General features: G+C 63.2%; 16 protein-coding genes. 6 read left to right on the forward strand and 10 right to left on the reverse strand.

From position 1 onward, the window contains the following. Window positions 1-47: 47 nt before the first annotated feature. The 8 genes from ABE522_RS02045 to ABE522_RS02080 form a co-directional block, all read right to left on the reverse strand. Complete coding sequence (locus ABE522_RS02045; RefSeq protein WP_346590219.1) at window positions 48-707, reverse strand: carboxymuconolactone decarboxylase family protein; 660 nt, start codon at window positions 705-707, stop codon at window positions 48-50. Between the two features lie 97 nt (window positions 708-804). After that, complete coding sequence (locus ABE522_RS02050) at window positions 805-1,281, reverse strand: (R)-mandelonitrile lyase (protein WP_346590221.1); 477 nt, start codon at window positions 1,279-1,281, stop codon at window positions 805-807. Continuing rightward, window positions 1,278-2,405, reverse strand: coding sequence for an alpha/beta hydrolase (locus ABE522_RS02055; protein ID WP_346590223.1), 1,128 nt, complete (start codon window positions 2,403-2,405; stop codon window positions 1,278-1,280). Before ABE522_RS02055 ends, ABE522_RS02050 begins: the two co-directional genes overlap by 4 nt. Before the next feature lie 117 nt (window positions 2,406-2,522). After that, complete coding sequence (locus ABE522_RS02060) at window positions 2,523-4,709, reverse strand: xanthine dehydrogenase family protein molybdopterin-binding subunit (protein ID WP_346590225.1); 2,187 nt, start codon at window positions 4,707-4,709, stop codon at window positions 2,523-2,525. A gap of 31 nt (window positions 4,710-4,740) precedes the next feature. Then, on the reverse strand, window positions 4,741-5,688 hold the full coding sequence (locus tag ABE522_RS02065) for an FAD binding domain-containing protein (RefSeq protein WP_346590227.1): 948 nt from the start codon (window positions 5,686-5,688) through the stop codon (window positions 4,741-4,743). 1 nt (window position 5,689) lies between these two features. Continuing rightward, the gene (locus tag ABE522_RS02070) at window positions 5,690-6,331 is read right to left on the reverse strand and encodes a 2Fe-2S iron-sulfur cluster-binding protein (RefSeq protein WP_346590229.1); all 642 of its coding nucleotides are present in this window, start codon (window positions 6,329-6,331) and stop codon (window positions 5,690-5,692) included. An 891-nt stretch (window positions 6,332-7,222) separates the two neighbouring features. Beyond that, a complete protein-coding gene (locus ABE522_RS02075) occupies window positions 7,223-7,618 on the reverse strand; it encodes a VOC family protein (RefSeq protein WP_192083497.1) in 396 nt (131 codons plus the stop codon). Further along, complete coding sequence (locus ABE522_RS02080; protein ID WP_192083498.1) at window positions 7,615-8,253, reverse strand: TetR/AcrR family transcriptional regulator; 639 nt, start codon at window positions 8,251-8,253, stop codon at window positions 7,615-7,617. Before ABE522_RS02080 ends, ABE522_RS02075 begins: the two co-directional genes overlap by 4 nt. Window positions 8,254-8,382: 129 nt before the next feature. Here ABE522_RS02080 and ABE522_RS02085 point away from each other — a divergent pair, with 129 nt between their 5' ends. Further along, complete coding sequence (locus ABE522_RS02085; protein WP_192083499.1) at window positions 8,383-9,126, forward strand: SDR family NAD(P)-dependent oxidoreductase; 744 nt, start codon at window positions 8,383-8,385, stop codon at window positions 9,124-9,126. Between the two features lie 25 nt (window positions 9,127-9,151). Here the strand turns inward: ABE522_RS02085 and ABE522_RS02090 are convergent, their stop codons facing one another. Next, on the reverse strand, window positions 9,152-9,976 hold the full coding sequence (locus ABE522_RS02090) for an AraC family transcriptional regulator (RefSeq protein ID WP_197974308.1): 825 nt from the start codon (window positions 9,974-9,976) through the stop codon (window positions 9,152-9,154). A gap of 222 nt (window positions 9,977-10,198) precedes the next feature. Between ABE522_RS02090 and ABE522_RS02095 the strand changes: the two genes are divergently transcribed. The 5 genes from ABE522_RS02095 to ABE522_RS02115 are packed head-to-tail and all read left to right on the forward strand — an operon-like array spanning window position 10,199 to window position 13,221. Beyond that, entirely contained in the window at window positions 10,199-10,942 is a 744-nt protein-coding gene (locus tag ABE522_RS02095; RefSeq protein ID WP_192083501.1) for an SDR family NAD(P)-dependent oxidoreductase, read from the forward strand. A 19-nt stretch (window positions 10,943-10,961) separates the two neighbouring features. Then, window positions 10,962-11,366 (forward strand): VOC family protein, encoded by a 405-nt coding sequence (locus tag ABE522_RS02100; protein WP_192083502.1) that lies wholly within the window; start codon window positions 10,962-10,964, stop codon window positions 11,364-11,366. After that, window positions 11,359-11,712: a Cif family virulence factor gene (locus ABE522_RS02105; RefSeq protein WP_192083503.1), complete on the forward strand. Its 354-nt coding sequence runs from the start codon at window positions 11,359-11,361 to the stop codon at window positions 11,710-11,712. Before ABE522_RS02100 ends, ABE522_RS02105 begins: the two co-directional genes overlap by 8 nt. 18 nt (window positions 11,713-11,730) lie before the next feature. Continuing rightward, the gene (locus ABE522_RS02110) at window positions 11,731-12,738 is read left to right on the forward strand and encodes a saccharopine dehydrogenase family protein (protein ID WP_346590230.1); all 1,008 of its coding nucleotides are present in this window, start codon (window positions 11,731-11,733) and stop codon (window positions 12,736-12,738) included. A 12-nt stretch (window positions 12,739-12,750) separates the two neighbouring features. Beyond that, window positions 12,751-13,221 (forward strand): nuclear transport factor 2 family protein, encoded by a 471-nt coding sequence (locus ABE522_RS02115; protein ID WP_192083505.1) that lies wholly within the window; start codon window positions 12,751-12,753, stop codon window positions 13,219-13,221. Window positions 13,222-13,415: 194 nt separating this feature from the next. Here the strand turns inward: ABE522_RS02115 and ABE522_RS02120 are convergent, their stop codons facing one another. Next, a complete protein-coding gene (locus tag ABE522_RS02120; RefSeq protein ID WP_346590231.1) occupies window positions 13,416-17,216 on the reverse strand; it encodes a hypothetical protein in 3,801 nt (1,266 codons plus the stop codon). Window positions 17,217-17,250: the final 34 nt, after the last annotated feature.

Here is a 17,250-nt window from a genome sequence, read left to right on the forward strand (position 1 = left end):
TGGGGCGCGCCGGCTTCGACAGGGCGGCGGTGCGGCCATGCGGCGGGTCAGCGCGAAGCGGCGACATGCTGGTCCAGGGCCTCGCGGGCCCGTCCTGCTGCCGCCGCCTCACCCGCGTCCTCCAGCAGTTGCACAACCTGCCGCAGCTGCGCGATGGACAATCCCACGCGGGTGCTGGCTGCCATATGCGAGCGCAACTGGGCCTCCACGCCAGGCATCGCTGCCAGCGCGCCGACGGTGGCCAGTTCACGGCTTTGCCAGTCCAGGTTGTCACGCTCGAAGATGTCACCGAACAGGTGGGCCTGGAGGTACTGGTTGATCACCGGTGCGAACTCCATGACCGGACCTTTGACCGGCGCACCGGAAATGCGGGTCTGGTTGGCCGTGCCGACGGCCAGCAACGCATCGCCAACAGGTACCGCGCGGGTCGGCTCGCGGCCTGGAGCATCTTCGATGCCCTGCTGTCGGCGCGCTTCGACGACCTTCATCAATTCGCCCAGCGCGTTGAGGCTGCGGGGGAAGCCTGCGTAGGCATACAGCTGCACCAGGATTTCCTTCGCCTCACTGAGGGTAAGGCCGGCATCAAGCCCACGATTCAGTGCGATGTCGAGTTGCGGAAGGTTGCCGGTGGCGGCGGCGGCGGTGATGAGGGGAATCGACTGCTTACGTGCAGTAAGAGTCTGCGAGGTCGGCGGGGACACGGTCATGTTCGAGGATTCCGTTGGGTTGTCAATGGCCTGCGCAGATGAGATCAAGCCTCCCGCGGCCAACGCACAGGCAACTGCCATGCACAGCCAACGGGGCCTAGCGGGCGTGGTACTGGTCATCGGTGACGGCCTCCATCCACTGAACGGTTTTCCCTTCCGACACGCCGCCCATTGCCAGGTGGGTCATCGGGCTGTCGGGCGCTGCACCATGCCAGTGCTTCACCCCGGCAGGGCATACCACTACATCGCCGGGATGGATCTCCTGCACGGGCTTTCCCCACTGCTGGGTGAGGCCAGCACCGGCGACTACAACCAGCCGTTGCCCGGCAGGGTGCACGTGCCACGCCGAGCGCGCACCGGGCTCGAAGGTCACGTAGGCTGCGCTTGCCGGGATCTCCTCATCAGCGGCAAACAGCGGATCCACACGCACGTGGCCGGTGAACCGATCCGCCGGGCCGGTCACCGAAGGCCGCGTGCCTTTGCGGATGATCGTCTGCCCGCCGGCCACCTCGGAATCGGCCTGTGCAAAGGGGGCGGCTGCGGCCAGGGCGGTTCCGAGTATCAGTCTGATCACGAGCGCTCTCCGGTGGTTGCGGGCGCCAGAGTGCGTGCGTAGAAGGTCGCCAGCTTGCTGACGGCAGCATTGACGTAGCGGGGCACCCAGTAGGTTTCGATGTGGGTTGCGCCGTCCAGGGTGAACAGCTCCTTGTCTTCGGTACCGGTCGCCTTGGCGAATGCATCCTCGGACATGTACAAGCTGTCGGCCTTGGTGCCGGCAATCATCAACAGCGGCTGGTCGACCAGCGCCATCTGGTCGGTCGCATCCCAGCGCATGAGATCCATCAGGCTGCTGGTGGTGTAGCGGAAGGTGGAGCGCGGGTGCGCATGGGTCTTCCAGTAGTACTCATACCCCTGCCGATAGAGATCGAACGGGAGGGAGGCGATCTGCTCCTCGGAAAGGATGGCGTCACCGGAATAAAGGACTTCGCCGCTTGCGGCCTCCTGCGCGCGCGCGTCAGAGGCCTGCCGCAGCCGATGCTGGATGGTCTGCAACTGCGAATCAGCGTATCCGTTCCGGCGCACGCGCCCTGAGTTGAACATGCTGATGGTGGCCACCGCTCTGAAGCGCTTGTCCGTTGCGGCAGCGGCCAGTGAATAGCCGCCGCCGCCGCACAGGCCGAGCAGGCCCAGTCGCGCGTTATCCACGCCCGGATAGCGCGAGATGAAGTCCGCCATGCCATGGATGTCCTCAATGCGGAAGGCCGGCTTGTCCACGTTGCGCGGTGTTCCGCCACTGCCGCCCTGGTAAGCGGCATCGGCGGTGATGGCGATGTAACCCTGTTCCGCCAGGCGCTGGGCGTACAGTCCGGCAACCTGTTCCTTCACGCCGCCGTTGGGATGGGCCACGACCACCGCAGGGTAGGAGCCAGCTGACGGATATCCCGCCGGGGTGTAGATGTTCGCTGCGATTTCCACCCCGTTGAGCGGGTAGACGACCGGATAGATGTTGACCTGTCCGGCGGCATTGGTGGAAATGGCCCCCTCGTAAGCCAGCGAGTACGGATTGAGGCGGTAGTCTGCAGCTGCGGCGTTGCCTGCCATCAGGCCGGTCATCGCCGCCAGGATCGTGGCGCGCAGGAGGGTTCGGGTCATGGTGTTCCTTTCAGCCAGATTCGCGATCACCGCGGCGGCTTTCACTGAAGCGCGCGGTAGCAGGTCCTAACGCTAACGGCCGCGGACTCATGGCGGAAGGACATGGAACGGATATCAGTCATTCGCCCACGGTATGAATCGCCGCGCATTACTGCCTGCACCTCAGGCAGGCAGGTGCGGGAAGATCTTCTCGATCGTGATCGGGTAGCTGCGTACGCGTGCGCCAGTCGCGTTGTAGACCGCATTGGCAACGGCCGCTGCCACCCCGGATATGCCGAGTTCGCTCACCCCTTTGGCTTTCATGGGTGAGGAGTGCGGATCCAGTTCGTCGATGAAAATCACCTGCTGGTCAATGATGTCCGCATGCACCGGGACCTCGTAACTTGCCAGGTCATGATTGACGAAATAGCCCAGGCGCCGATCCACGGCGAGTGATTCCATCAGTGCGCCGCCCAGGCCCATGGTCATCGCCCCGATGACCTGGCTGCGGGCTGTCTTTGGATTGAGTATGCGGCCTGCCGCGCACACCGCCAGCATCCGCGTAACGCGCAGTTCGCCGGTGAAACGGTTGACGCGTACCTCGCAGAAGTGCGCCCCGAAGGTCTGGTGGGCCAGCCCGCCCCGCGCCGTGTCGAACTCGATGCCGTCCTCGGCAACGAGCTCACGCCCCACGACCAGCTGCTGCAGCGGTATGCGCTTGCCATCATGCAGCAGCTCACCGCCTTGGAACTCACACTCAGCAAGGTCCGCGCCGGCGGCCGCGCACAGCGCCTCTCGAAGTTTCTGGCATGCCGCGAAGGCGCCCGAGGTTGAACTGTTCGCCCCGCGCTGGCCGAGGGAGCCCGACGCCCGGGGAAAACTGGAATCCCCCAGTCGCACATCGACACGCTCAAGGGGCAGTCCAAGCATCTCCGCCGCGGTCTGCCCGATGATCGTATAGCTGCCGGTGCCGATGTCGGTCATGTCCGTTTCAACAATGAGCCTGCCGCCGGCCTGCAGGCGGACGCGCACCGCTGAGTTGGTCACGTTGTTGCCGCGGATGGCACTTGCCAGCCCCAGTCCCACCAGCTCATCCCCATCGCGGACGGAGCCGGGCACGCGCGCGCGGCGGTCCCAGCCGAACCGCTCCGCGCCGATGCGCAGGCAATCGGTGAAACGGCGTGTACTGAATGGCTTGTCCAGCGTCGGGTCTCTGTCCGTATCGTTGCGCAGGCGAAGCTCAAGAGGATCCAGCTGCAGCCTCTCTGCCAGCTCATCCATCGCCACCTCGAAGGCCATCAGGCCAGGCGCTTCGCCGGGCGCGCGCATCGCGTTGCCTTCGGGCAGGTCCAGCCTGGCCAGCCGTGTGCGCAGCAGCCGGTTCGCCCCCGCATACAGGGACGCAGTGGGGATGGTGGAGCGCTCCGCGGGCCCACCGACTAGGTTGCCGGACCAGGTCTCATGACCGATCGCCTGCAGCCGCCCCGCGTTGTCCGCGCCGATCCGCACGCGCTGCCGGGTGGCTGGCCGGTGCGAGGTGTTGTTGAACATCAGGTTGCGTTCCAGGGCGATCTTGACCGGGCGTCCGCAAAGACGCGAGGCCGCCGCCGCCAGCACGGCATCACTGAGGACGCTGGCCTTTCCGCCGAAGCCGCCACCGATGTAGGGCGAGATGATGCGGATGTCGGATTGCGGCGTCCCGAAAATCTTCGACAGGTCACGCATGCCCCACGAAACAATCTGGATCGCCGTCCAGATCGTCAGCTTGCCGTCGTTCCAGGTGGCGACCGTGGCATGCGGCTCCATCATGGCGTGGGACTGGTCCGGTGTTTCGTAGATTTCGTCGACCGTCACGGCACTGGCTGCGAAGGCGGCGTCGAAATCGCCGATGTGCACGTCGGGGCTGTTGGCCGGCGGCTCCTCGGGAAATACCGCGGATGAAAGATCAAAGGCGCCACGCACTCTCTCGTAACGTGCGTGGACAAGATGCGCGGCCGCGCGGGCCTGCTCGAAGGTGCTGGCGACCACCACGGCGATCGCCTGGTGGTAATGCGAAACCGCATCGGAAACCAGCGGCGTCGCGGCATAGAATTCTCCCTTGCCAAGAGGGCCTGCGTTGCGCGCGGTCAGCACGGCGAGAACCCCGGGCGCGGAACGGGCCCTGTCCGTGTTGATGTCCAGCAGGCGCCCGTGGCCGATGGAAGCGCCAACAATCACCCCGTAGAGTTGGCCAGTCGCCACGTCATGCTGTTCGTAAGCGTAGCGTGCCTGGCCGGCGGTCTTGAGCGGGCCGTCAATGCGGTCCAGTGGCTTTCCGACCACGGTCTGCCGATCAATCGGATTCTCGCCTGCGGGTTGGTCAAACTTCACGTTGTTCCTCCTTCCATCGGGAGATGGCGCATCACGTGGTGCGGTTGAGGATAGAAGCGAGAGTGCGCTCGACGAGATCCAGCTTGAAGCGGTTCTGTTCGGTGGCTATCGCCGAGGTTGTCGCTTCAGCGCGGAGTGCGGACATGATCGCGGCAGCGGAATGTCCAGCGTGCCCGCGTGGCGACCAGGGCTTGTGCGATATGCCGCCCACGGCCACGCGCATGGCCGGGCCATCAACGATCGCCGCCACTGACACCAGCGCAAACGCGTAAGACGCGCGGTCGCGCAGTTTCCGGTACACCTGGCGGCCCGCAGGGGGAGGGGGCAGGCGGACCCCGGTGATCAGCTCACCTGGCATCAGCGCCGTCTCCAGGTGCGGTGTGGAGCCGGGTGCGCGATACAGCGCCTCCAGCGTGTGTTGTCCGCTCGAACCGCCTGGCTGCTGTGTTTCCACCACCGCGCCCAAGGCCTGCAGTGCCACGGCCATGTCACTGGGATGGGTGGCAATGCACTCCGTGCTCGCACCCACGACGGCCAGTTGGCGGCTGTAACCGCCAAGGGCTGCGCACCCCGACCCGGGCAGTCGCTTGTTACACGGCTGGTTGGTGTCGTAAAAGTACGGGCAGCGCGTGCGTTGCAACAGGTTTCCGCCGGTCGTGGCCCGGTTTCGCAGCTGGCCCGACGCAGCTGATACCAGGGCCGACGACAACACGCCGTACTCATTGCGCACGCGCGGGTGCGCCGCCAGGTCGGCATTGCGCACCAGTGCGCCGATCCTTATTCCGCCATCCTGCGTCGATTCGACGGTGTCCAGGCCGATGGCATTGATGTCGATCAGGTGGGCAGGAGACTCGATCTGCAGCTTCATCAGGTCAAGCAGGTTCGTACCGCCTGCGATGAAGCGGGCGCCCGGTGTATGGGTTGCTTTCTGGACGGCATCGGCAGGCGAGGTCGCGCGCTCGAAGGTGAACTGCTTCATCTCAGGTCTCCACGCTTTCGAGGATCGCCGCGACGATGTTGGGGTAGGCGCCGCAGCGGCAGAGGTTGCCGCTCATCCGCTCGCGGATCTCAGGTTCCGTCCGCTCAGGCATGGCGGCAGGATCGTCACTGGCGAAGCTGGGAACGCCGCGTTCGATCTCATCCAGGGCGCCGATCGCCGAGCAGATCTGACCCGGCGTGCAGTAACCGCACTGGTAGCCATCATGTTTCACGAACGCCCGCTGCAGCGGGTGAGCCTGCGCTGCCGTACCAATTCCCTCGATGGTGGTGATCGAAGCGCCTTCGAACATGACCGCCAATGTCAGGCAGGAGTTGATCCGTCGACCATCGACGAGGATCGTGCAGGCGCCGCATTGTCCTTGGTCGCAGCCTTTCTTGGTCCCCGTGAGGCGCAGTTGCTCGCGCAGCACATCGAGCAGGCTGCTTCGGTTGTCGACCTGCAGCACGAGGGGGCGTCCGTTGACCTCCAGCGAGACTGTGGATTCGTGGACCGGCAACGCTCTCGAGTGATCTTCCCTGGCGGTCGCATGGGCGGGCAAGGGAGTGAGCGCTGCCACGGCGCCCGCCGTGGTCGTCGCGCCCATTGCCAGCAGCTCTCTTCGGGTCAATCGAACGTCCGTCATGGGCGAGATGCCTCGGGACGGCTTTCCACCACGCAGAAATCAGGACGTGCGTACGCCCGGGCGAGCAGGGTCATGATGCTGGGCCTCTCAGCTGGCAGGAAAGTGCTGGCACCGATTCACTGCACTGATCCTAGCCGAGGCGGTGCTATCTAAAACCGCACGATTCGCGAATGCTCTTATGTGCCCAGTGCATCAATGCGGGATGGAGTCTTCGCCTCGGTGGCGCGTGAGCGCAGCTCGCTCACCAACAAGGCGAATGCCGCCGACGGCTGGTGGCGGCGTGGGTAATAGGTGTTGTAACCGGGAAAGGCAGGGCGCCAGTACGGGTCAGTCGAACAAGTGTGCCCGCCTCGATGAGGCCTGTTACCAGCTCTTCAAGCGCGAAGGCGATCCCAAACGACTGAGCAGTTGCCAGCAGCACGATGCCCATATCGCTGACACCAGCCGATGGTCGATCCGCATTCTAAGGACGGCCCATTTCCTCGAACTCTCGCGTACAGTCCACCAGGTGCGGTCGATCGGGTCATGCAGTGTCTCCGAGAGTCCATGCTTGAGCAGGTAGTCCGGCGGAGCCACCACCGCCGTCAACTGTTCTGGTTGCCACATGCGGCGAGCCAGGCACCGGTAGGACCACGGGGTGGAAATGCCGGAATTCCGCCGCTGGATTAGGAATGTTTATCGGGGGTAGGCGGAGTTTCGCTACTGGCAGAAGCAAGCGTTCCCCGAGCAATGGATCAGGGCTCCAGATCACGACTAAGGTTGACGAGACCACACCGTCGCCCGCGCGTCCCCGTTTGCTAGAGAAAGCCCTTAGTCCAACTATTCCTACTAGTTCCTTAAACATGCGGGAGCAGATACTGCTGATCACCAAGGCAGGAAGCTTCTGCACGGTCAGGACTGACGTTGGCAGACCACCTCCACGTTGACGCCATCTGGGTCCAGCACGTAGGCGGCGTAGTAGTGCGGGTGATACTGCAGCCGTATGCCAGGTGGCCCATTGTCGACACCACCAGCGGCCACCGCCTCACGGTGGAATGCGTCGACGGCTGCCCGGCTGTCGGTCGCGAACGCGATGTGCGTGCCCGTCCCCGGTGCCTCATGGTCGTGAATCCATAGGCATGGATAGCCCTCCTTGCCGAAACCATGGCGGGAGCCGCCGGTGCGAGTGCGCTCGGGGCCAATGGTGATGACGAGGAGGATTTCTAGAGGAGCCAGGGCGGCTTCGTAAAAGCGCCGGGATGTCTCAGCATCGCTGACCGCAAACTCAATGTGATCAAGGATCGTCATGACGTGGATTGCTCCGAGGTAGCTAAGAACGTTTCGAAGGCGAGGCCGGCAAGTTTGGCGACCGAAGTCACTCGGGGCCTGGACAATCCGGCGCGTGCCGAAGCAGACAAGCCCTGCAATGTCGTCACGACGTAATCGGCCAGTTCGCGCGCACGCTGCGGCTCTGACCGGCTGATGTAATGCTCGATGAAGGTGGCAGAGGCGTCCGCGTAGGCACCGGCCAATGCACGCGCCTGCGGATCATCAGCGCGCATCCCTTCGGCCGCCATGCAGCCACGCCGGGATTTCGATCTGGTATAGAGGGCTGCGGCATGCAGCAGGAGGTCGCTGATGGCCTCACCCAGCTGCCGATCAGGCGTCAGGATCCTGTCTGCTGGCAGGTTCGCCTCTTCCACATAAACCGCTAGACATCGCTCGAACAGGCCAGCCTTGTTTCCATAGGCGGCGTACAGACTCGGTGGATTGATGTCGAGCGCGCGGACGAGCTCGGAGATGCCCACCGCGTCATATCCCCGTTCGTGGAAAAGATCTTTTGCGATGAGAACGCCCGCCTCGCGGTCAAAGGGGCGCCGTGATGGCCGCGCCGACGAAGGCGAATCCTTGAAGCGGGTCGATCCTGGAAGTTTCTGGCTCATGGTTTCCTCCGACGTCGGCGTAGCTGCGTGGGTGGCGAAGTGTTGCGAGGACGCAGTGGCATGTTTGCGTCCGTTGCTTTAGTGGTCACTATATTCTAGATTAGTGATCACTACAACGCGGAGCGTGCAATGTACAACTTGAACAATAAAACAGCTGTTGTGACTGGCGGTGGCAGTGGAATCGGCCTGGCGATCGCCAAACGGCTGACGCAGGAGGGGGCCCGGGTGGTCATCACAGGCAGGCGCCAGCAGGTACTGGATGAAGCGCTTGCCACGCTGGGCGAAAACGCGGTCGGGCTGGTCGCCGACGTCAGCAGCGCGTCCAGCCTGGAGGCGCTGTATACCGAGGTGAAACGGCTTTTCGGCGGGATCGACGTGCTGGTGGCCAACGCAGGTGGTGGTGTACATGCACCACTTGGAAAGATCACCGAGGAGCAGATCGACCAGCAGTTCTCGACCAACGTAAAGGGCGTAGTGCTGACGCTGCAGGGTGCGCTGCCCCTGCTTGGCTCCGGATCGAGCGTGGTGATCATCGGGTCGACGTCCTCCATGGATCCGGGCCCTACCATGAGCATCTACGGCGGTACCAAGGCGGCAGTTCGCAACATGGTCCGGAGCTGGACGGCCGAACTCAAAGGGACGGGGATCCGGATCAATATCCTGAGCCCTGGGCCGACCAATACGCCATCGCTGCGCGAAGCTTTCGGAGACGATGCCGAGGCGGGCATGGCGTTTCTGACGGCAAAAAGTCCGCTGGGCCGCATCGGCGAGCCGGAGGAAATCGCGTCGGCCGTCGCGTTCCTGGCAAGTGATGCAGCCAGCTACGTCAATGGCGTAGAGCTGTTTGCTGACGGTGGCGCTTCCCAGAGCTGACCGGGGGCAGGGCTGCACCCGCCGGCTAGGCGAGTGCAGGTCCGCGGACGCTCGCCATGATGCGTGCAGCGTCCCGGGAAGGCGGCAGACCGAACGCGCGTACGTACTCTCGACTGAACTGCGTCGGGCTTTCGTAGCCCACATCAAGCGCGGTCGCGGTCACGCTCTTGCCATGCGCCGTCAACAGCTGGCGTGCCTGCAGCAGGCGCAGCTGCTTCTGGTACTGAAGCGGACTCAGTGCGGTGGCGGACTTGAAGTGACGGTGGAAGGCCGACTCGCTCATTGCCACCTGTTCGGCCAAGGCGGCGATTCGAAGCGGTTTGGCGTAGTCGCTACGGATGCGCTGGATCGCGCTGCTGATACGCGCCAGCGCCGAATCCGGCGTGGCCAACTGTCGCAGCATGCATCCGTGTGGTCCCTGCAGCACGCGGTACAGGATCTCGCGCTCGTAGGCCGGGGCCAGTGCAGGTATCTCGCCGGGGCGTTCCATCAGGCGCAGCATGCGCACCCACGCATCCATCAGCTCCGGGGTGACGGCAGCGACGTTGAAGGCCTCGGTCTGGGTGGAGGGCTCGCCGCGCCCGGTGGCGGCATCGGTGGTGTCGCACAGCAGCGCTGCGAGGATGCTCGGGTCCAGCGTGAGGCTCACCGCCAGGTACGGTTCGCCGCTGCTGGCCGGGTGCACGGCACCCACCGCCGGTAGGTCCACGGACATGATGAAATAAGTGGCGGGGTCGTAGTGGAGCGTCTTCTCACCCACCGTCATGGATTTGGTGCCCTGCAGGATCAGGTTGATCATCGGCTCGTATACGGCCGCCAAGGCATGCTCCGGGATCTCCCCCTGCACCATGGCCACACGGGGAATACCCGTATCAGTGCGGCGATTTTCGGCATGCGCCGCGAGCCGGCGCAGTTCATCCAGTGCGTTTTCCATGGCCACATTGGACACCCACCGGAGCGGGCTGGCAAGGCGAGGAGCAGGAATAGGCAGGAAATAGCGAGGATCAGGGCGGCGCTCCACGGCCAGCGAGCCTAGCCTGTGGATCACCCTTCACTGCACAGGAGTACCTGCATGAAAAATGTACTGATCACCGGCGGCAGCCGTGGCATTGGTGCCAGCGCCGCATTGCACTGTGCGCAGCGCGGCATGGGCGTCATCCTCACCTACAACGCCCAGCCCCATGCTGCCCAGCAGGTAGTGGAGCGCATCCAGGCAGAAGGCGGCACGGCAGTGGCCCTGCAGCTGGATGTGGCCAACACCGGCAGCTTTGCGGCATTCGCCGCGATGGTGAACGACACCTTGCAGGGCACCTGGGGCGCCTCCGCGCTGTGTGGCCTGGTGAACAACGCCGGGTTCGGGCTGTTCAATCCGATCGAGACCGTGACCGAGGAGCAGTTCGACGGTCTGTTCAACGTGCACCTGAAGGGGCCGTTCTTCCTCACGCGGGCACTGCTGCCGCTGCTGAGTACTGGCGCGAGCATCGTCAACGTCACCAGTGCCACCACGCGCGTGGCCACCGCCGGGGTGGCGCCATACGCCGCCTTCAAAGGTGGGCTGGAGGTGCTCACCCGCTACATGGCCAAGGAGTTCGGCGAGCGCCGCATCCGCGTGAACGCCGTCGCACCCGGGGCGATCCGTACCGAACTGGGTGGCGGCCTCAACGATGAGTTCGAAGCCCTGCTGGCCGCGCAGACGGCACTGGGCCGGGTAGGTGAGCCGGACGACGTGGGCCGCGTCATTGCCGGGCTGCTCGGTGATGAGCAGGCCTGGGTCAATGCGCAGACCATTGAAGTGGCAGGCGGCTACAACATCTAGTTCGCAACGGGAGTACGACATGCTCGACCACATTTTCCTCACAGTCACCGACACCACCCGCTCGGTTGCGTTCTACACGGCCGCGCTGGCCCCGCTGGGCATCGTCAACCGGCTCGACTACGACGGCCGGCAGGGCCCACCCGGCCACCCGGACCTGAAGGGTTTCGGCGCAGGCGGCCGGGTCTTCTTCTGGCTGCGGCAGGGCGTGGCGGCGGCGCAGGCGGCACATGTTGGTTTCGTGGCAGAGTCCAGGGCGATGGTCGATGCAGCGCACGCCGCCGCGATGGCCGCTGGCGCCAGCGAAATCCATCCGCCCGGCCCGCAGCTGCACTACGACCCGCGCTACTACGCCGCGCAGGTGCGCGATCCGGATGGCTACAGCCTGGAGTTCGTTTACAAGAGCTGGCAGCACGGCCATGAATGACGCAGCCGCGACGCACCCCGTGCAGGCCACGGTAGTGGCCTTCATCAGCGCAACGAACGCCTTCGATATCGAGCGGGCCCTCGCGTTGTTCAGCACGACGGCCGTGATCGATGACCCGTCCACCGGATGCACCTTCAACAAGCCCGCCGGTGTGCGGGACTATCTGGAAAAGTACTTCGTGGGTTACCACACGGTTACCCGGCTGCTGTCGCTGGAAGGTCTTGGCGATGCACGTGCACGGGCCCGGGTCGATTTCACTGGCGATTTCGGTCACGAGATCGGATTGCTTCTGGTGGCCGTGGATTCCGCAGGCCGCATCTCCCGCATTGACGCCGCCCTCGAATAGGGTGGCGAGGAACACACCATGAAAACATTGATGATCTACGGTGCATCCGGCTACACCGGGCGCATGGCTGCCGCGCACGCGAAGGAAGCTGGGCTGAGGCTGGTATTGGCGGGGCGCGACGAAGCGCCGCTGCAGGCACTGGCCACGCGCCTTGGCGTGGAGTACCGCGTGTTCGCGCTGGATAACGCTGGCGATGTGGACAACGGGTTGCAGGAGATCGCGGTGCTGCTCAACTGCGCTGGGCCGTTCGCGCATACCGCAGAGGCGCTGATGGAGGCTTGCCTGCGTACCGGTGTCCACTACCTGGATATTGCAGCCGAACTGGACAGCTACCAGCTGGCCGAGCGCCATGACCTGAGCGCCACTGAGGCGGGGGTAATGCTGATGCCGGGTAGCGGGGGTAGCGTGGCGATGCTTGGCAGCCTGGCCGCACGTGCCGTTGAGCGTGTGCCGTCACCGCTGTCCATCCGTATCGCGTTGCATGTGGCGGGGTCGATGTCGCGCGGATCGGCGCTCAGTGCCAGCCAGCACGTAACGGCCACGTGCCTGATGCGAAAGGATGATGTGCTCACGGCGCATGCGCCGGACGTGCTGCAGGACCTCGATTTCGGCAATGGGCTGGTGAGTTGTTTCCCGGTGACGCTGCCTGACCTGATCACCATCGCCAGGCAGACCGGGGTTGGCGATATCGAAACCTACGTGCATGTGTCTGGCAGCGCGTTCCCCGAAGGCGGCATCGATGCACTGCCGGATGGACCCACCGCGCAGGAGCGCGCCGACAACCGGTACCAGGCAGCGGTAGAGGTGGTAGGCGCCGACGGTGCCATCACCCGCGCGGTGCTGGATACCGTGAACGGCTACAGCTTCACGCCCCTGGCCGCGGTCGTGGCTGCGCGCCGTGTGCTGGCAGGGGAAGCGCGCCCAGGCTTCCAGACGCCTGTAGGTGTATTCGGCAGCGGCTTCGCAGAGACCATCGCCGACACCCGTATCACCTTCATTGACCCAACCACCCCCACGCCTCGCTAAGGAATCCACCCCATGTCATTGCCCCTCAACGCTTCCGATACTCTTCGCGATACACATGCCGTGGTCGACACGCTGTACCGCTTCGCCGCAGGTATCGATCTGCGCGACCGCAAGCTGCTCTCGTCGGCCTTTACAGAGGACGCCATCTCCGACTTCCGCCCCGCCGGCGCAAAGGCGGGCTTCGAGTACCCGGTGCTGCAGGGGCGGGAAACCATCGTCGAGGCGCTGTCCACTTCGCTCAACGGGCTCGATACCTCCCACTCGTTCAGCAACCCGAGGGTGGCGGTGGACGGTGATACGGCCCGGGTGGATGTGTTGGTCGAAGCGCAGCACGTATCGAGGGTCGACGGCACACGCCAGTATCTGATGAAGAACCGCTATGACGTTTTCTTGGCCCGCCGCGACGCGGGGTGGGAGATCAAGCATGTGATAGTGGACAACGTCTGGAGGACCGGTGATCCGGGCGTGCTCGCCGGAATCTGAGCGGAGTGGGTGGTCAGTGGTCCGCTTCTGGCCGAAAGCGGACCTTGGCCCACCGGATAGGACAGGGGAGCCGCTATCCAGTTTTAGGATTAGGGATATTTATCGAGGGTAGGCAAAGCTTCTCTTGTCGCCTCCAACAGCAAAAGTCTTGGTGAGGACCGCGACACTGGTTTTCCGGATCGGCTCTAGGGCCCTCACTCAAATCCTTCATCTCGCTCACGCCCCGTGCGTCCCAGCATCTGGTTCCACCATTCGATGCGCTCTCGCAGGTCCCGGACAGCTTGATCTCGCTGGATTGCCTCTGGGGATCCAGAGGCTGTCGGCAAATTTTTGAGAAGCTCGATGCCTGCATTTAAGTTGGGAAGGTCTTCGCTGGAAGTGGTCGCCCGCATGCAGCGACCCAAGACGGCTTGGATGAAGACACCTTTGTCGGGTGCGAGTGCATGCAGCCGTGCCACCGCAGAAGGCGCTCCCTCGACGGGCAAGTCTAGTGGGCAGATCCGAGATGCGAATGCGATCCGTTTGGGAGGATCCCCGGCACACCATTCGACCAAGGTATCTGGTGCCATCACCGGCCCGGGCAAACCCAGGTGATCCGTATGCCAGGCGCCCAGCACCATGTCGTCCACCCGGTGCCGCTGCTCTATCGAGCGCCTTTGGTTGAGAACGCTCAGCGTTTCCACCGGGTAGCGCTGTAGGATCGGCGCCAAGTAGTTGCCGCTATCGCTTGGCACATAGCCCGAGCTTTCTCTGCGGTAGTCTTCGACACGTTTGAGCAAGGGACGAACGTCCCTGAAGGATAGGGAATGCCTTACTCCGAATGCGAGGATCTGAGATATTTCGTGATCCAAGCGCTCACCAAATTCGCGGATGTGCGGCCACTCTGCCCGCACCATGAAGTCTCGGCAGAACGTCGCCAGAGCGTCTTTCCACTCCGGCTCGCGATCGCTAGCTGCATACACGACATATGACAGAGCATCGATTGCGGAATAGTTTCCTTCCGGGCCCTTAGTAGTTAAGGCATTGAGAACGGAGGCGATGTTGACGAGATCGAGGGTCTTCAGCGAGGGGCCGAGGAACTGGTAAGACAGAATGGGAGCGAGATCGGCGTCAATTGATGCGACCAGCCGGGTCGCTCCCGTAGCGTCCAATGGCACCTGCAGCTGCAGAGTCGGGAACCACGGGCCCAAGATCGGATCATTAAGTGCTTCATCTAGAAGGCGTGATGCCAACGCTGGATCGCGCTCGTGCCAACCTCGAAACAAGCCACCGACGAAAGTCAGATTGCACGACTTCCGTTCGCTTGCGGCTTGGACCACCGTGCGCACCATATCGATGAGTGGCTTGGTATCGGCAAAGGCGATAGCCACTCCTTGACCGATGGAATGCGCCTGACCGTAAATTTCGCCTTCCAACAGTCGGGGGAGGATGTCCTGTAGGAGTGCGGGTTCACCCGCCAACTCTCGGCCCAGGGCCAGACCATTCGCTGTCATTCGCTCATAGACATCGTCGCCATCTTCGCGAAGCTTGGCGTAGTCATAAGGGTCTCGCATTGCAATTGCTGCCAGGACTTGCGCACGCAGCCCCTGGGGGCTCACGAGTTGCTCAAACGCCTCTGCTCGCGTGCGCGGGTCTCCGCGCAGCTCCTTGTCGCGTAGCAGCTGCCTGACTGCATGTAAGCTCGGAAGCCAGCCGTCGATGCGGATGAACTCGGGCGCGAGGCGTTCTAGATGCTGTAGAAGCAACGGATCGTAGACAAATCCTGCAACTGTCTTGGCCAAGGCGGCGCGCATGGTCTTGCCGCTCTGGTTGTTTTGCAGCGCCATCGGTTCGGCAATGGCGAGGAAGGTTTCATACCATTGGCGATGCTCGGCTCCGTTCTTCGCCCGCCATCCTTGCGTGCGTGTCCGTGCCCCGAACTGAAACGTGCCATGTCTGCGGAAGCCGCGCACCTTGAGCGTCTCGGCCAGCAATGCAACACCGATCTCGTATTCGGTTCCATTGCCGGATGCCAGCAATCGCTTGATATGAGGTGCGCGTTGGGAGGCATGGGCTAGCGTGCCGGAGCCATACGCTTGAAACAACGCGATCAGGTATTCAGGCTGTCGCTCGCGGTGGCTCCGGTTGGCCGCTTGCTTGAGCCCCAGTTTGATCAGCACATCAATACAGCGATCGAAGTTGAGTGCCTCATAGGCGAGGGAACTAGTGATGTTGGCCAACTTCTCGATCCGGAACTCGTCCAGATCATCGGCTTTCTTAGAGGAAACAGATCGCTCGACCGCATCCAAGGTGGCCACCTGATTAACTGGAGAAAGGCGCTGGAATATATGGAAGCTGTGGTCGGACAACGAGGCTGGCGCTCCAATTGGACCGTCTGATGCCATCCAGCGAGCGACTAGGGATTGGGCTGCCTTCGATCCATGCAAGAAGCTTAGGCGGTGTGCAAACGAGGAACGCACACGCTCTGGCGAATTGGTGAACAGTCGATCCTCGACCTCCGGTGCGAGCTGTTCTTCCAGGGCCTGCGCGGCCATACGGTTTGAAACTGCATGGGGCAGCAATGCGCGCCATTTCCCACGTTCCTGCAGCAAACCCCGTCGCTTGAGGTCGAGCATGTTGCGCCGGAAATCGGCGACCGTGGTGCCTGCGAACGCCGCCAGGATCGCCATCTCGGAGGTGGACGACACATCCTCACCATCGAACGAATAGATCAGGCTCGCAGCCTTGGCACAGCGCAATAATTCGTCGCCGGCGCCCTGGGATTGCTCGAACAGGCGCCGGAACAGCTCACCATCTTTCAGTGAAGACAAGTCATCGGTGTATTTGGAAGTGGAAGCCAGCGCGAAGGCGAGGCGAGAGTTGCCGTCACTTGCGGCAATGACGGTGTGCACATCGTTCAACGAAAGATGCCGATAGCGTGCACGCAAGAGCACCGACATCGTTTCGTCAGATGCGCCCTCTAAACGATAAAACACCGTGTCCTCGGGGAGGTCGTCCTGGATGTCATATTCAATAGTCAGCAGGCCAAGCGTCTTGGCGGACTTTGCCTTGCGCTCGACGAGGGCCGCATGCGATTTCTGCCCGCAGTTGTCCACGATCAAGATCGACGGAGCGCTGGATCCCGTAAACGCCTCGATCATGGCTTCTGGGGACGGATTAGGGCCGTTCGAGATATCGGTATAGATCGCCCAGTCCTGGGAAAGGGCAGGCATGTCGGTTTGGATGCGAGGATCGAACAGGGCCTGTGCTAGTCGGGTTTTGCCCACACCAGACAACCCAATCAAGCGCACCGTGCCGCCCGCCGACAAGTCGCGCCGGATCGCCTCAATGGCTTGGAGATCAGTCATTCCATCGGTAGCACCCGGCCCGAAAACCCGCGGCTCCGTGCCTACAACGAACTCGGCATCCTGGTCCGTTTCCTTGTAAGCCCAGGGACCATAACCCTTCCATCCCCGAATAGGCTTTCCGATGCGCTCGCGCACCCAGATGGCAAGTGGGGGAAACTCCTCGACCCAATCGGCGATTTGTCGCGCGCCGAGGAAGTCGACCTTGATCTTGCCCGCCAAGCCGTGCTTATCGAGCACCTTTTCCATGGCAGCCACGCGATCGGCCCGCCTCGGATCAGCGGGATCGTCGCGGGTGGAGGCGATCACATACATGCCGCCATCCGTTGCCAGCGAAGCAATCGCAGGACGGATGGCCCCCTTGGGCGCTATCTCTGGCCCGATCTTGTGGGGTTCAAAGACTTCGGCTTTGACCTGGACGATGGCCACGCTGCGGCTTAGGGGGCCGCTTAGGTCTGTGGCTGGTTGGCAGTCGACCCGAACATCGACCCCGCCATCACTGGCCCGTTGGTTCCCCGCCCAGAACACGGCAGCAGGGTCGAGGCCTGCTCGTTGAACATGGGAGCGGCATAGACGAGCTAACAGCTCCCTAGCCTGCGCGTCGTCCAAGGCGCGGATGTGGTCGGTCTGGATATCGAAGAGGGGGTGCATCGAGCGATTGTCGCAAAGCCCAGTCCTTTGGGCG

Source organism: Stenotrophomonas lacuserhaii, from assembly GCF_039674585.1.
GTDB classification, from domain to species: Bacteria; Pseudomonadota; Gammaproteobacteria; order Xanthomonadales; family Xanthomonadaceae; genus Stenotrophomonas; species Stenotrophomonas pennii_A.

Coding starts and splice junctions, on each gene's coding strand:
- ABE522_RS02100 (WP_192083502.1), top strand. CDS start 10,962: ATGCTCGACCACATTTTCCTCACAGTCACCGACACCACCCGCTCGGTT.
- ABE522_RS02110 (WP_346590230.1), top strand. CDS start 11,731: ATGAAAACATTGATGATCTACGGTGCATCCGGCTACACCGGGCGCATG.
- ABE522_RS02090 (WP_197974308.1), bottom strand. CDS start 9,976: ATGGTGCAGGGGGAGATCCCGGAGCATGCCTTGGCGGCCGTATACGAG.
- ABE522_RS02065 (WP_346590227.1), bottom strand. CDS start 5,688: ATGAAGCAGTTCACCTTCGAGCGCGCGACCTCGCCTGCCGATGCCGTC.
- ABE522_RS02085 (WP_192083499.1), top strand. CDS start 8,383: ATGTACAACTTGAACAATAAAACAGCTGTTGTGACTGGCGGTGGCAGT.
- ABE522_RS02095 (WP_192083501.1), top strand. CDS start 10,199: ATGAAAAATGTACTGATCACCGGCGGCAGCCGTGGCATTGGTGCCAGC.
- ABE522_RS02115 (WP_192083505.1), top strand. CDS start 12,751: ATGTCATTGCCCCTCAACGCTTCCGATACTCTTCGCGATACACATGCC.
- ABE522_RS02075 (WP_192083497.1), bottom strand. CDS start 7,618: ATGACGATCCTTGATCACATTGAGTTTGCGGTCAGCGATGCTGAGACA.
- ABE522_RS02120 (WP_346590231.1), bottom strand. CDS start 17,216: ATGCACCCCCTCTTCGATATCCAGACCGACCACATCCGCGCCTTGGAC.
- ABE522_RS02045 (WP_346590219.1), bottom strand. CDS start 707: ATGACCGTGTCCCCGCCGACCTCGCAGACTCTTACTGCACGTAAGCAG.
- ABE522_RS02105 (WP_192083503.1), top strand. CDS start 11,359: ATGAATGACGCAGCCGCGACGCACCCCGTGCAGGCCACGGTAGTGGCC.
- ABE522_RS02080 (WP_192083498.1), bottom strand. CDS start 8,253: ATGAGCCAGAAACTTCCAGGATCGACCCGCTTCAAGGATTCGCCTTCG.
- ABE522_RS02070 (WP_346590229.1), bottom strand. CDS start 6,331: ATGACGGACGTTCGATTGACCCGAAGAGAGCTGCTGGCAATGGGCGCG.